Raw genomic sequence first — 12,982 nt, forward strand, 5'->3', positions numbered from 1 at the left:
TGCCACTCGGCCCACCCGCCCGCGCCGCCCCCCTCTGCTCAACCGCCTGACCTCTACGCCCCCCTCCGGAACCGCAGCGTCATCAGCTCGAACGGGCGGAGCCTCAGTGCCACCTTGCCGTCCTCCAGCCGCGGGGAGTGCGGCAGCGGGCGTTCCAGGAGGTCCGTCGCCGTGACGTCCGTGGCCCCGAAGTCCGTGGTCAGCGTGGCGCGGACCCGCCCCCCGTGCGCCTCGTGCAGCCGCACCACCACGTCCCCGCTGCCGTCGTCCGCGAGCTTCACGGCCGTGACCACGACCGCGTCCCGGTCCACCGTCACCAGCGGCGCGACCCCGTCCGTGCCGGTGAGCCGCCGCTCCGGCAGGTTGATCCGCCAGCCCTCGCGCACCGCGTCGCCGACGGAGGCGCCCGGCACGAGCGCGTGCCGGAAGCGGTGCGCGCCCTGGTCGGTCTCCGGGTCGGGGAAGCGCGGCGCGCGCAGCAGGGACACCCGGACGGTGGTCGTCGTACCGCGGTCGCCGTCGGTGCGCACGGCGCGGGTCACGTCGTGGCCGTACGTCGAGTCGTTGACGACGGCGACGCCCCAGCCGGGCTCCTCCAGGTGCACGAAGCGGTGGTTGCACGCCTCGAACTTGGCCGCCTCCCAGCTGGTGTTGGTGTGGGTGGGCCGGAAGACGTGCCCGAACTGGGTCTCGGACGCGTACCGTTCGGCGTGCAGGTCGAGCGGGAAGGCGAGCTTGAGGAACTTCTCCGTCTCGTGCCAGTCGACCTCCGTGTCCACGAGCAGCCGCCGCTCCCCCGCCGCCAGGGACAGCACCTGGGTGACGCGGGACGCGCCGAAGGAGCGGACGATCCGCACCGACGCGCCGTCGTCACCGGGCCCGGCCTCATCGACGTCCACGAGGTCGGTGACGGTGTTGCGGTAGAACGAGTCGACGTCCCAGGCGTCCCACTTGTTCGGCAGGTCGGTGTGCAGCTGGAGCAGGTTGGCGGCCTCGCCGGGGGCGATCGTCTCGCGGTCGGCGACGATGTCGTAGGCGGAGACGACCAGTCCGCGGGCGTCGATCTCCACCCGCAGCAGGCCGTTGTCCAGGACGTGCCCGCCGCCGTCGCGCGCGGTGAGCGAGGTCCGGGGCCCGGTCTCGGCGGCCGGGCCCGCGCCGCCCGCCGGGACGCCGGCCCGGGCGTGCGGCGCGGCGTTGAACAGCAGGGGCCGGTCGCCGTCGCCGGCCAGGGCGTGCTGGGCCGCGCCGACGATGCCGTCCAGTTCGGCGGTGATCCGCTCGTAGGTGGCGCGGGCCTCGCGGTGCACCCAGGCGATGGACGAGCCGGGCAGGATGTCGTGGAACTGGTGCAGCAGGACCGTCTTCCAGATGCGGTCCAGGTCTTCGTAGGGGTAGGGGAATCCGGTGCGGACGGCCGCGGTGGCCGCCCACAGCTCCGCCTCGCGCAGCAGGTGCTCGCTGCGGCGGTTGCCCTGTTTCGTCTTCGCCTGGCTGGTGAGGGTGGCGCGGTGGAGTTCGAGGTACAGCTCGCCGACCCAGACGGGCGCGTCGGGGTATTCGGCGGCGGCCTTGGCGAAGAACGCCTTGGGGGTCTCCCAGGTGACGGTCGCCGAGCCCTCGAGGTCGCGCAGCCGGGCGGCCCTGGCGATCATCTCGCGGCTGGTGCCGCCGCCTCCGTCGCCGAAGCCGGTGGGGGCGAGGGAGTGCCGGGCGGCGCCCTTGTCCTTGAAGTTGCGGGCGGCGTGGGCGATCTCGGCGCCCGTCATGGCGCAGTTGTAGGTGTCGACGGGCGGGAAGTGCGTGAAGACGCGGGAGCCGTCGATGCCCTCCCACTGGAAGGTGTGGTGCGGGAACCGGTTGGTCTGCGACCAGGAGATCTTCTGCGTCAGCAGGTACCTGGAGCCCGCCGCGCGGATGATCTGCGGCAGTCCGGCCGCGAAGCCGAACGTGTCGGGCAGCCACGCCTCGTCGTTCTCGATGCCGAACTCGTCCAGGAAGAACCGCTTGCCGTGCACGAACTGCCGGGCCATCGCCTCCGAGCCCGGCATGTTGGTGTCGGACTCCACCCACATGCCGCCGGCCGGCACGAACCGCCCGTCGGCGACCGCCTTCTTCACCCGCGCCCACACCTCGGGCCGGTGGTCCCGCACCCACGCCCACTGCTGGGCCTGCGACATGGCGAAGACGAACTCCGGCTCGTCCTCCAGCAGCGCGGTCATGCTGGCGGCGGTACGGGCCACCTTGCGCACGGTCTCGCGCAGCGGCCACAGCCACGCCGAGTCGATGTGGGCGTGGCCGACGGCGCTGATGCGGTGCGCGGACGGCGCGGCGGGCGAGGAGAGCACGCCGGTGAGGCGGGAGCGGGCCTCGGCGGCGGTGCCGCCCACGTCCTGGAGGTCGAGCGCGTCCAGGGCGCGTTCCACCGCGCGCAGGACCTCCCAGCGGCGGGCGGAGTCGACCGGCAGCTCGGCCATCAGCTCGCCGAGCACCTCCAGGTCGATCACGAGGTGCCACACCGTCTCGTCCAGGACGGCGAGATCCATGCGGCCGAGGGTGTACTGCGGCTCGCTGCCCGCGGTCTCCCGGTCGCCGAGCCAGGTGGGCCCGAACGGGTGCGGGCCGAAGATGACGGGGTTGGAGGCGGCCTCGATGTGCAGCCGGACCCGCTCGCCGCCCGCGGCGGGCGCGCCGATCCGCACCCACTGGTTGAGCGGGTTGACGCCCTTCACCGGGGTGCCGTCCGGCCGGTGGACCAGGCCCTCGCACTGGAAGCCGGGCATGCTGCCGTCGAAGCCGAGGTCGAGCAGCGCCTCGACGGTCCTCCCGGCCCACTCCTCGGGGACGGTCCCGGTGACGGTGAACCAGCTGGTCCCCCACGGCGCGCCCCAGCGGGTGCCGGCCGTGATCGGCTCGGGTTCGGCGGCCAGGCCCTCGGCGACCGGCACGGGTTCGCCGGGGGCGTGCCAGACCGCCACGTCCAGCGGCACGGACTCGGGGTACACGGCGGGGCGGACACGGTCGTCCAGGACGCGCCTGAGGCGGTCCTCGACCAGGCTGCGGTCGTCATGCATGCGGGCTGCTCCGTATGGTCGTCCGTCGCGGGCGGGTCGGGGGTGCCGGGTGTGCGTGACGGTCACGGGGGCCGACGACTGGTACAGCTCCCCACCGGCACGGTGTTCGAACCGTGCCGGTGGGACGGTCCCCGGGCCCCCGGCACGGCGCGCCGCACGCGTTCTCGACGCGGCGGCCCCCGTACGGGCAGAGTTCTCCCTGCGTACTCGCCAGTAACGCCTGCTGGCCCCGCCGCACCACTGTCCTGCAGCCCGTCGTACCAGCCCCGAGGAGCCCGCGTGACCACCTGGGTCGGCCGTACCGCCGTCGAGATCGCCGCCGCCGTCCGCGAGAAGCGGGTCACGCCCCGCGAGGTGGTGGCCGAGCACCTGGCCCGCGTCGAGCGGCTCGACGCCCGCGTCGGCGCCTTCCGCGTGGTGCGGACGGAGGCGGCGCTCGCGGAGGCCGACGAGGTGGCCGCCCGCGGCGACCTGGACCGGCTGCCGCTGGCCGGGGTGCCGGTGGCCGTGAAGGACAACCTGGCGGTGCGCGGCGAGTCCCTGCGCGTCGGCTCGGCCGCGACCGCCGACACGCCCGCCCTGGAGGACCACGTCACGGTGGCCCGGCTGCGGGCGGCGGGCGCCGTGGTCGTGGGCCTGACGCACGTGCCGGAGCTGTGTGTCTTCGGCACCACGGAGGGCGTGCACGGCACCACGCGCAACCCGTGGGACCCGCGCCGCACGGCGGGCGGCTCGTCGGGCGGCAGCGCGGCGGCGGTCGCCGCCGGGATGGTGCCGGTCGCCCTCGGCAACGACGGCATGGGCTCGCTGCGCATCCCGGCCGCCAACTGCGGCCTGGTCACCATCAAGCCCGGCCACGGGGTCGTCCCGGGCGGCATCGGCGAGGGCGACTGGTTCGGCATGTCGGAGAACGGCCCGCTCGCCACGACCGTGCGGGACGCGCGCGTCATGCTGGCGGTCCTCGCCGGCGCCGGCGAGGCGGACGAGGAGGCGGCGCCCGGCTCGCTGCGGGTGGCCCTGTCGCTGCGCAGCCCGATCGCGGGCGTGCCGCTGAGCACGCCGTACACGAGCGCGGCGCGGGACGCGGCCGGGGTGCTGATGCGGGCCGGTCACCAGGTGCGGCGCGCCGACCCGCCCTACCCGGCGTCGCTCGGTGTCACCTCGCTGATGCACTGGACGGCGGGCACCGCCGTGGACGCCGCGAGTCTCGACCCGCGGCTGCTGGCACGCCGCACCCGGGTGCACGCGAGGATCGGCCGGCGCTTCCTCGGCCGGGTGCGCACCGGCCGGGCCCGCGAGGAGCTGCGCGACCGGCTGAAGCCGTTTTTCACCGGGTACGATGTCCTGCTCACCCCGGCGCTGGCCCGCCGCTCCCCCTCGGCCGCGCCCTGGCACGAGCGGGGCTGGCTGCGCAACATCGCGGCCAACACGGCGTACTCGCCGATGACGCCGCCGTGGAACCTGACGGGCTGGCCCGCGATGTCCGTGCCGTTCGGCACCCTGCCCTCGGGCGCCCCGTCGGCCGTGCAGCTGGTGGCGCTGCCCGGCCGTGAGGCGGACCTGCTGGCGCTGGCCGCCCGTCTGGAGGAGCTGCGCCCCTGGCGGCGGACGGCGCCGCTGGAGTGACTACAGCGCCCGGTGCATGACGTGCAGGGCGACCCGGCCGTGCCGCGGGTGGTCGTAGGCGTCCGGGATGGTGCCGACGACGGAGAAGCCGAGGGCCGTCCACAGGCGTACGGCGGGGTTGGTCTCCACGACGGCGTTGAAGACCATCGCGCGGTAGCCGGCGGCCTTGGCGGCGGTGAGGACGTGCTCGGCGAGCGCGCGGCCGATGCCGCGGCCGGCGTGGTCGGGGTCGACCATGAAGCCCGCGTTGGCGATGCCCGCGGCGGGGCCGCCGTAGTTGGGGGTGACGTAGGCGGAGCCGACGACGGTGCCGGGGGCGTCCTCGGCGACGTAGACCTGTTTCGCCGGGTGCATCCACAGGGCGCGGGCGTCGGCCTCGGAGGTGTCCGGGTCCCAGGTGTAGGTTTCGCCCGCGGCGACGATGCGATGCCAGAAGGGCCAGATCCGCGGCCAGTCGTCGGTGGTTGCTTCCCTGATCGGCATGGGTGTGAGTCTCGCACGCCCTGCCGGCCGGGATCACGAAGGGGCGCCGGTCAGTCCACGCTGGGCAGGATGTGCGGTTCGGCGAGGTCGTCCTCGTAGCCGGCGAGCCGGATGGGGGCGGACCGGGCCCACACGTCGAGGCTTCCGATGTCGCCGGGGCGTCGCCCCGTGCGATCCGGGCCGTCCTTGGAACGCTGCTCGCTCTTGGTCTTCTCCGGTGTCACCGCGCACTCCTTATGTGTCGGTCACCCTGCCAGATGGCCGTGGAGCTACAGATTAACCAGATGAGCGGGGGGCCGCTCGATGGGGCTGAAAACACCGTGTAACGATCGCACGTCGCCGCCCGCCCCGGTTCGCGGCCCGCGTCCGGGCCGCGCCGGGTCACCACTTGCCGGGTGCGTAGTCCTTCAGGAAGACGCCGTACAGGTCCTCGCCCTCCTCGCCGCGCACGATCGGGTCGTAGACGCGGGCCGCGCCGTCGACCAGGTCGAGCGGGGCGTGGAAGCCGGCCTCGGCCAGGCGCAGCTTGTCGTAGTGGGGGCGCTCGTCGGTGATCCAGCCGGTGTCGACCGAGGTCATCAGGATGCGGTCGGTGTCGAACATCTCCTGGGCGCTGGTCCGGGTCACCATGTTCATGGCCGCCTTGGCGGCGTTGGTGTTGGGGTGGCCCGCGCCCTTGTAGCCGCGGGCGAACACGCCCTCCATCGCCGAGACGTTGACGACGTACGCGCGCCCCCGCGTCGCCCTGCGCGCGGCCTCGGCCATCGCCGGCCGGAGCTTGCTGATCAGGATGAAGGGCGCCGTGTAGTTGCACAGCTGGGTCTCCAGCAGCTCCACCGGGGAGATCTGCTCGATGGTCTGCACCCAGGTGTTGCTGTCCACGACGTCCGGGAGCAGGCCGCCCGCGTCGATGGCGGTGCCGTCCCGGTGCCGTTCCACGCTGGCGTGCCCGGCGACCAGGGCGAGTTCGGCGACCTGCTGGGCGTCCAGGCCGCTGACGCCGGCGGGCAGCGCGGCCAGGCCGTCGACCGAGCCGGAGCCGAAGGCGCCGATGACGTGGTGGGCGGGCAGTTCCCCGGCGGGCAGCGGGGCGCTCTCGCCCTCGACGAGCGCGGCGTAGGCGGAGGGCAGGCGGCGCACCGTCTGGGTCGCGTTGTTGATCAGGATGTCGAGCGGTCCCTGCTCGGCGACCTGGTCGGCCAGAGCCACGGCCTGGGCGGGGTCGCGCAGGTCGATGCCGACGACCTCCAGGCGGTGGATCCAGTCCGCGGAGTCGTCCATGGCCTTGAAGCGGCGGATGGCGTCCTTCGGGAACCTGGTCGTGATCGTGGTGTGCGCGCCGTCGCGCAGCAGCCGCAGCGCGATGTACATGCCGATCTTGGCGCGTCCGCCGGTGAGCAGGGCGCGCTTGCCGGTGAGGTCGGCGCGGGCGTCGCGGCGGGCGCGGTTCTCGGCGGCGCACTTCTGGCAGAGCTGGTGGTAGAAGTAGTCGACCTCGACGTAGCGGGTCTTGCAGACGTAGCAGGAGCGCGGGCGCCGGAGTATCCCGGCGATCTGGCCGGGGCCGGTCTTCGGGGAGGGCAGGAGGCCCTCGGTCTCGTCGTCGATGCGCTCGGCGGAGCCGGTCGCGGTGGCCTCGGTGACCGCCCGGTCGTGGGCGGTCTTGGCGGCGCGGCGCTCCTGGCGGCGGCGCTGCTTGACCGTGCGGTAGATGTGCGAGGTCGCCCGGCGCACCGTGATCGCGTCGGGGTGGTCGACGTCCAGCGTGTCGAGTTCCTTGAGCACGCTCAGGCAGATGGCGAGCCGTTCGGGGTCGATGCCGGGGCCGTACGGCTCCTGGGGCGCCTCGTGCGTGGTCGCCGGGCCGTCGTCTGTCACCGTCATCGCTCTGCCGTTTCCCCTGATCACGCGCGCGGCGCTCCGGTCGCGCCCGCTGTCGAACGGGGGATTTTACTTCAGCGCCGGGCCGCGCCGCCAAATCCGGGCCAGGTCACGGCTCGCAGGCGGTGATCAGCGCCGCCAGCTCGCCGGTCACGGCGGCGGCGAGCCGGTCGAGGTCGGGCACGGCCTGCGCGTCGGCGACCAGCCCGTAGTGGACCCGTCCCCGGTACGTCGACACCGCCACGGCGAGGGACTGTCCGCGGGCCAGGGGCGCGTAGGGGAACACCTCGGCGAGCGGGTTGCCGCCGAGTCTGAGGCCGAGGCCGGGCAGCGGCACGCTGGTCACCAGGATGTCGAACCAGAGCCGGGCGGCCCGGCCGGCGAAGGGCCCGCCGAGCCGGTGGCCGAGCGCCGGTACGTGGTCGGCGAGCAGCGCGACGGCGCCGGCGCCCCGGTGGGGTCCGGCGTCCTTGTTGCGGTCCATGGCGGTGCGGACGGCGGCGAGCCGGGCCAGCGGGTCCGGCTCGCCGACGGGAAGCCGTATCAGGTAGCCGGAGAGCCGGTTGCCCTGCGGGTGGGCGGCGCGCGGGCGGCGTCGGGAGACCGGGATCAGGGCGCGGGGCGCGACGCCCTCGCTGCCGTCGCCGCGCTCGTCCAGCCAGCGGCGCAGGGCGCCCGCGACGACGGCGATCACCACGTCGTTGACGGTGCCGCCGACGGCCTTGCGGACGAGGTGCACGTCGTCGAGGTCGAGGACGACGCCTGCGGTGCGGCGGGTGCCGGTGGGCCGGGAGGTGAGTGCCGGGGTGGGGCGGGCGGTGAGGGTGGAGAGGGCGACCGAGGCGCCGATGTCGAGGGCGCGGCCGGCGTCGGACACGGCGTCGCGCAGCAGCCGGCGCACGTCCGGCCGCGGGGCGCGCGGGGGCTCCTCGGGGCGGGGGCGGCGCCCGGGCAGGTCCGCCGGGTCGAGGACGGCGGCGGCCAGGGTCAGCGCCCGCAGCCCGTCGGCGAGGGCGTGGTGGAACTTGAACAGCACCGCGAACGACGTCCCGTCCTCCCCGGGCAGCACGTGCGCCTCCCACGGCGGCCGGCCGCGCTCCAGGGGGCGCTGCATGAGCCGGCCGGCCGCGGCCTGGAAGTCCCCGGCCGGGGCGTGCAGGTGGACGTGGTCGAGCGGGTCGAAGTCCGGGTCGGGTTCGCGGGCGGCGCCGCCGAAGGCGGACGGGAGGGCCTGCGCCCAGGTGAGCGGTTGCCACACGTCGCGGATGCGCATCCGCAGGCCGGGCACGCCGGCCGCGCGGGCCGCGAGCAGGTCGGCGGCGTGCGCCCCGGCGGTGGGCGACGTGGACGCGAACACGCCGAGGGCGCCGAGGTGCATGGGGTGCTCGGCGGAGTCCATGTTCCAGAAGGCCAGGTCGAGTGGGGCGAGCAGGTCGGCAGTCAAGGGGGTGGCCTCGCGCGTCGACGACGGGTGGACCAGCAGTGAATCTCTTCGGACGATTACGGTCAAGCGCGATCATGCTACGCACAGTCAACAGCGGATGAGGTCGCGCCCCTCCGGAAGGCCGCGTGAGGGGCGGGGCTCATGGGGCGTCTGCGGTCAGCTCGGCACGGGCGACGCCGCGTCGGCCGGCGCGCCCCACTCCGACGGCCGCGGGCCGACCGTGCAGCCGGGCCCTCGGACCGGGCGGACGGCGGCCGCCGCCGGACGCGTCCGGTCGCAGGGCACGCAGGCGGTGCGGGCCGACGGGGCGCAGTGGTCCATGGGCAAGGAGGACGCTGATCGACGGCGGGACGTCCCGGGCGGACATCGTGGAGACACGACCGTCGTCAGATCATGCCGTCGGTGGGCCGACGGGGCGCAGCGGTCCGTGGCCGCAGAAGACGCCGATCGACGGCAGGACTTCCGGGCGGACGGCGCGCCCGGTTCACTCGCGCCTCACGGGCAGGCGCCCCGGGGCGGCGGGCAGCGGGAGCGCTGCCCGCCGCACCGGTCGTGCCCCGGCGCGGGCGCCGGGGTGTTCCTCACTCCGCGTTCCCGCCGGTGGCCGGGCAGCCAGCGGGCGCCGCCCGGGACGCGTCGCGGATCAGCGCCTCGTGGGCGGCCTTCAGGCGTGCCGTCCCGTCCGCCGGGCCGGCGGCGGACGCGGACGGCGCGGCGGTCAGTCCGGTGCAGCCGAGGGCGGCGGCGAGCAGCAGTGCGAGCCTGGTTCCGAGTCCTCTGATGCGCACAGATCCTCCGGAGGAGAAGTCGGCGAAGGGGGTGGCTCGTTGCCCGGCGCTCAGCGATTACAACGTTGTGAGGGAGGGCAGTTGGCATGACAACACGGATTCCGTTTGTCGTCCAGGTGCATGACAAGCCACAGCAGGAGTCCCGCCCTTGACACGGACGGGACTCCTGGGGTGCGTGCGCGTGAGCCGGGCCTACGGCACCCGCTGGCCCTTGCCGAGGGCGATCACGCCGCCCTTGGACACCGTGTACAGCTCGGCGTCCCGCTCGGGGTTGACGCCGATCGTGGCGCCCGGCGGCACCTCGACGTTCTTGTCCAGGACCGCGCCGCGCACCACCGCGCCGCGCCCGATGTGCACGTTGTCGTGCAGCACCGAGCCCTGCACGACCGCGCCCGGGTCGACCACGACGCCCGGCGACAGCACCGACCGGGTCACCTGGCCGCGGATCAGGCACCCCGCGCTGACGATGGACTCGCTGGCGATGCCCCCGGCGTTGAAGCGGGCCGGCGACAGCTGGTAGGAGTGCGTGTAGATCGGCCAGCTGCGGTTGTAGAGGTTGAACGCGGGCCGTTCGGCGATCAGGTCCATGTGGGCGTCGTAGTACGCGTCCAGGGTGCCGACGTCACGCCAGTAGCCCTGGTCGCGGGTGGTCTCGCCGGGCACGTGGTTGGCGCTGAAGTCGTACAGCCCGGCCTCGCCGCGGTCGGTGAGCTGCGGCAGGATCGAGCCGCCCATGTCGTGCACCGAGTTCTCGTCCTCGGCGTCCCGCCGCAGCGCCTCGATCAGGACCTTGGTCGTGAAGACGTAGTTGCCCATCGACGCGAACACGCACTCCGGGTCGTCCGCGAGGCCCGGCGGGTCGGTGGGCTTCTCCAGGAACCGCTCGACGGTCTGGCCGTCCGAGCCCGGCGTGATCACCCCGAACGCCGACGACTCCGTGCGCGGCACCCGGATCCCGGCGACCGTCACGCCCGCGCCGCTCTCGATGTGCTGGGCGACCATCTGGCGCGGGTCCATGCGGTACACGTGGTCGGCGCCGAACACCGCGACGTACTCCGGCTGCTCGTCGTGGATCAGGTTCAGCGACTGCAGGATCGCGTCGGCGCTGCCCAGGTACCAGCGCGGGCCGAGGCGCTGCTGGGCCGGGACCGGGGTGACGTAGTTGCCGAGCAGGCTCGACATGCGCCACGTGGTGGTGATGTGCCGGTCCAGCGAGTGCGACTTGTACTGCGTGAGCACGCAGATGCGCAGGACGTCGCCGTTGACGAGGTTGGACAGCACGAAGTCGACGAGGCGGTACGTGCCGCCGAAGGTGACCGCGGGTTTCGCCCGGTCCGCGGTCAGGGGCATGAGCCGTTTGCCCTCCCCGCCCGCCAGTACAATGCCGAGCACCGAAGGCCCACCACGCCGCATGGCCGCTCCCCTCACGCTGGTTGCCCCATCCTGCCCCGAACCCGGCCGGCTAAGCCTGTCCGAGGATCTCCCGGTAGAGCCGCACCGTGCGGCGGGCCACCGCGTCCCAGCCGAACTCCTCCACCGCGCGCTCCCGTCCCCGCTCGCCCATCCGCCGGGCGTTGTCCGGGTCGCCGAGCACCGCGTCCAGCGCCCGGGCGAGGCCCGCCTCGAAGGCGTCGCCGGACTCGTCCGCCGTGACGAGTACCCCGGTCACGCCGTCCTCCACGACCTCGGGGATGCCGCCGACCCGGGACGCCACGACGGACGTGCCGCAGGCCATCGCCTCCAGGTTCACGATGCCGAGCGGTTCGTAGACCGAGGGGCAGACGAACACGGCCGCGTGCGTCAGCAGCTGGATGACCTCGGGGCGCGGCAGCATCCGCGGGATCCAGTGCACGCCGTCGCGGGCCCGGCTCAGCTCCTCGTACAGCTCGCGGAACTCGCGGTCGATCTCGGGCGTGTCGGGCGCGCCCGCGCACAGCACGACCTGCGCGGCCGGGTCGATGTCCCGCACAGCGCGCAGCAGGTGCGGCACGCCCTTCTGGCGGGTGATGCGGCCGACGAACAGGACGTACGGGCGGGACCGGTCGATGCCGATGCGGTCCAGCGCGTCGGTGCCGTGGTCGGGCCGGTACAGGCTCGTGTCGATGCCGTTGTGCACGATGTGGACGCGGGCCGGGTCCAGCGCCGGGTAGCAGGTGAGGATGTCCTCGCGCATGGCTCCGGACACGGCGATCACCGCGTCGGCGGACTCGATCGCGGTGCGCTCGGCCCAGCCGGACAGGGCGTAGCCGCCGCCGAGCTGCTCGGCCTTCCAGGGGCGCAGCGGCTCCAGGGAGTGGGCGGTCATCACGTGCGGGATGCCGTACAGCAGCTTGCCGAGGTGCCCGGCGAGGTTGGCGTACCAGGTGTGGGAGTGGACGAGGTCGCTGCCTTCGAGCGCGGCCGTCATGGCGAGGTCCACGGAGAAGGTGCGCAGCGCGTCGTTGGCGGTGTCCAGCGCGGCCCACGGCCGGTGCCGCTGCACGCCCGTGGCGTCCAGGGAGCCGCCCTCGCCCCAGCAGTGCACGGCCAGGTCGACCAGCGGCCGCAACTCGCGGGCGAGGAACTCCACGTGGACGCCGGCGCCGCCGTACACGTCCGGCGGGTACTCCCGGGTCAGCAGTCCCACTCGCACCCGCAACCCCTTGTCGTCGTACGGTCCCGCTCCTGGTCACCCTCATGGTCACCCAGATGTGGCGTGGGGGGAAGGGGGCACGGGTGACCGGTGGGGCCCGGGGGGCGTTCGGCGGGGGACGGGTCGGCCTCACCTGGGCGTGGTGCGCGGGGGACGCGGGAAGCAGCAGTCGCCGCACACGCCGCCGTTCGGGACGCGGTAGTAGAGGCAGCAGCTGCGGCGCCGGAACGCCGTGCCGGTGAGGGTGCCGGTGCTGGCGAGCAGGGGGTGGCGCAGGAGACCGGCGGCGAGGGCCCGGGACCGGGCGGCGGTGTCGGTACGGCCGTGCCGACGGGCCCAGCGGTCCAGTTCGCGGGCGGCACCCGCGAGGGCGGACGCCGCGTTGCCCCACAGCAGGCCCGCCGCGAGGCCGTAGCGGGCGCGCACGGCCGTGTTCAGCAGCGTGAGGTGACCGTCGAGGACGGCTTCGGCGAGCGTGGACGCGCCGCCCGGCAGCGGGCGTACCCGGGGCAGCCACAGGTCGTCGGGGGCGCTGCCGTCGGGGTCCCAGCGCAGCAGCCGTGGGTCGAGGTCGGGGACGGTGCCGTAGAGGGCGGCGCAGCCGAGGGCCACCGACCACAGCCGCGCGGCGAGGCCCTGCTGGGCGACGGACGCCGCGACGCGCGGCTCGGGGGCGCGCAGGGCGGCGCCGACCTTGCGGACGCGACGGCCGAGCGGGTCGCGCTGAACGTCCGGCGGCTCCGGCGCGTATGCCTCGGCGAGCGCGGGCAGGGCCGAGGCCCGGGGCTCGGCCGTCCGCAGGACGAAGAAGCCGCCGGGTGCGCGCAGGGCGGCCAGCTCGGGATCGAGGACGGGGGCGGGCGCGGGGGCGAAGTCGGGGTCCACGAGGAGCAGTCATACCAAGGCCCCTGGGGGACATCCCCGGCGCCTTGGCGTGTTCGGTGCCCACCCTGGGGAGGACGGCGCCCGATTCGTACTCCATCGGTAGTAGGACCCATTGACCCCTCAGGGACGACGACGGGAAGAACCGGGCACGGCATCGTGTTCTTCATGG

Annotated in this window: 10 protein-coding genes; 1 reads left to right on the top strand and 9 read right to left on the bottom strand. The window is 74.4% G+C overall.

Annotation, left to right across the window (positions count from 1 at the left end):
* Positions 1 to 53: 53 nt before the first annotated feature.
* A complete protein-coding gene (locus AB0M97_RS00360) occupies positions 54 to 3,074 on the bottom strand; it encodes a glycoside hydrolase family 38 C-terminal domain-containing protein (protein WP_365958407.1) in 3,021 nt (1,006 codons plus the stop codon).
* A 279-nt stretch (positions 3,075 to 3,353) separates the two neighbouring features.
* On the opposite strand from AB0M97_RS00360, the gene AB0M97_RS00365 reads away from it, so the two are divergent.
* Positions 3,354 to 4,700, top strand: coding sequence for an amidase family protein (locus tag AB0M97_RS00365; protein ID WP_365958409.1), 1,347 nt, complete (start codon positions 3,354 to 3,356; stop codon positions 4,698 to 4,700).
* Here the strand turns inward: AB0M97_RS00365 and AB0M97_RS00370 are convergent, their stop codons facing one another.
* The 8 genes from AB0M97_RS00370 to AB0M97_RS00405 form a co-directional block, all read right to left on the bottom strand.
* On the bottom strand, positions 4,701 to 5,183 hold the full coding sequence (locus tag AB0M97_RS00370; protein ID WP_365958410.1) for a GNAT family N-acetyltransferase: 483 nt from the start codon (positions 5,181 to 5,183) through the stop codon (positions 4,701 to 4,703).
* A 50-nt stretch (positions 5,184 to 5,233) separates the two neighbouring features.
* The gene (locus tag AB0M97_RS00375) at positions 5,234 to 5,407 is read right to left on the bottom strand and encodes a hypothetical protein (RefSeq protein WP_365958411.1); all 174 of its coding nucleotides are present in this window, start codon (positions 5,405 to 5,407) and stop codon (positions 5,234 to 5,236) included.
* 157 nt (positions 5,408 to 5,564) lie between these two features.
* Positions 5,565 to 7,067 carry an SDR family NAD(P)-dependent oxidoreductase gene (locus tag AB0M97_RS00380; protein WP_365958412.1) on the bottom strand — a complete coding sequence of 501 codons (1,503 nt, stop codon included), beginning with the start codon at positions 7,065 to 7,067 and terminating at the stop codon, positions 5,565 to 5,567.
* 106 nt (positions 7,068 to 7,173) lie between these two features.
* On the bottom strand, positions 7,174 to 8,508 hold the full coding sequence (locus tag AB0M97_RS00385; RefSeq protein ID WP_365958689.1) for a wax ester/triacylglycerol synthase family O-acyltransferase: 1,335 nt from the start codon (positions 8,506 to 8,508) through the stop codon (positions 7,174 to 7,176).
* A gap of 581 nt (positions 8,509 to 9,089) precedes the next feature.
* Positions 9,090 to 9,296, bottom strand: a complete 207-nt coding sequence (locus AB0M97_RS00390) for a hypothetical protein (RefSeq protein ID WP_365958413.1) — start codon at positions 9,294 to 9,296, stop codon at positions 9,090 to 9,092.
* A gap of 192 nt (positions 9,297 to 9,488) precedes the next feature.
* Positions 9,489 to 10,709 (bottom strand): glucose-1-phosphate adenylyltransferase, encoded by a 1,221-nt coding sequence (gene glgC, locus AB0M97_RS00395; RefSeq protein WP_365958415.1) that lies wholly within the window; start codon positions 10,707 to 10,709, stop codon positions 9,489 to 9,491.
* 49 nt (positions 10,710 to 10,758) lie between these two features.
* Positions 10,759 to 11,928, bottom strand: a complete 1,170-nt coding sequence (glgA, locus tag AB0M97_RS00400) for a glycogen synthase (RefSeq protein WP_365958416.1) — start codon at positions 11,926 to 11,928, stop codon at positions 10,759 to 10,761.
* 129 nt (positions 11,929 to 12,057) lie between these two features.
* Positions 12,058 to 12,813, bottom strand: a complete 756-nt coding sequence (locus AB0M97_RS00405; RefSeq protein ID WP_365958417.1) for a (2Fe-2S)-binding protein — start codon at positions 12,811 to 12,813, stop codon at positions 12,058 to 12,060.
* Positions 12,814 to 12,982: the final 169 nt, after the last annotated feature.

This window comes from Streptomyces sp. NPDC051207, assembly GCF_040682395.1.
GTDB lineage: Bacteria > Actinomycetota > Actinomycetes > Streptomycetales > Streptomycetaceae > Streptomyces.

What these genes read in the sequence shown, in the direction of transcription:
- AB0M97_RS00370 (WP_365958410.1), bottom strand. Translation starts at nt 5,183, where the DNA reads ATGCCGATCAGGGAAGCAACCACCGACGACTGGCCGCGGATCTGGCCC.
- glgC (WP_365958415.1), bottom strand. Translation starts at nt 10,709, where the DNA reads ATGCGGCGTGGTGGGCCTTCGGTGCTCGGCATTGTACTGGCGGGCGGG.
- AB0M97_RS00360 (WP_365958407.1), bottom strand. Translation starts at nt 3,074, where the DNA reads ATGCATGACGACCGCAGCCTGGTCGAGGACCGCCTCAGGCGCGTCCTG.
- AB0M97_RS00380 (WP_365958412.1), bottom strand. Translation starts at nt 7,067, where the DNA reads ATGACGGTGACAGACGACGGCCCGGCGACCACGCACGAGGCGCCCCAG.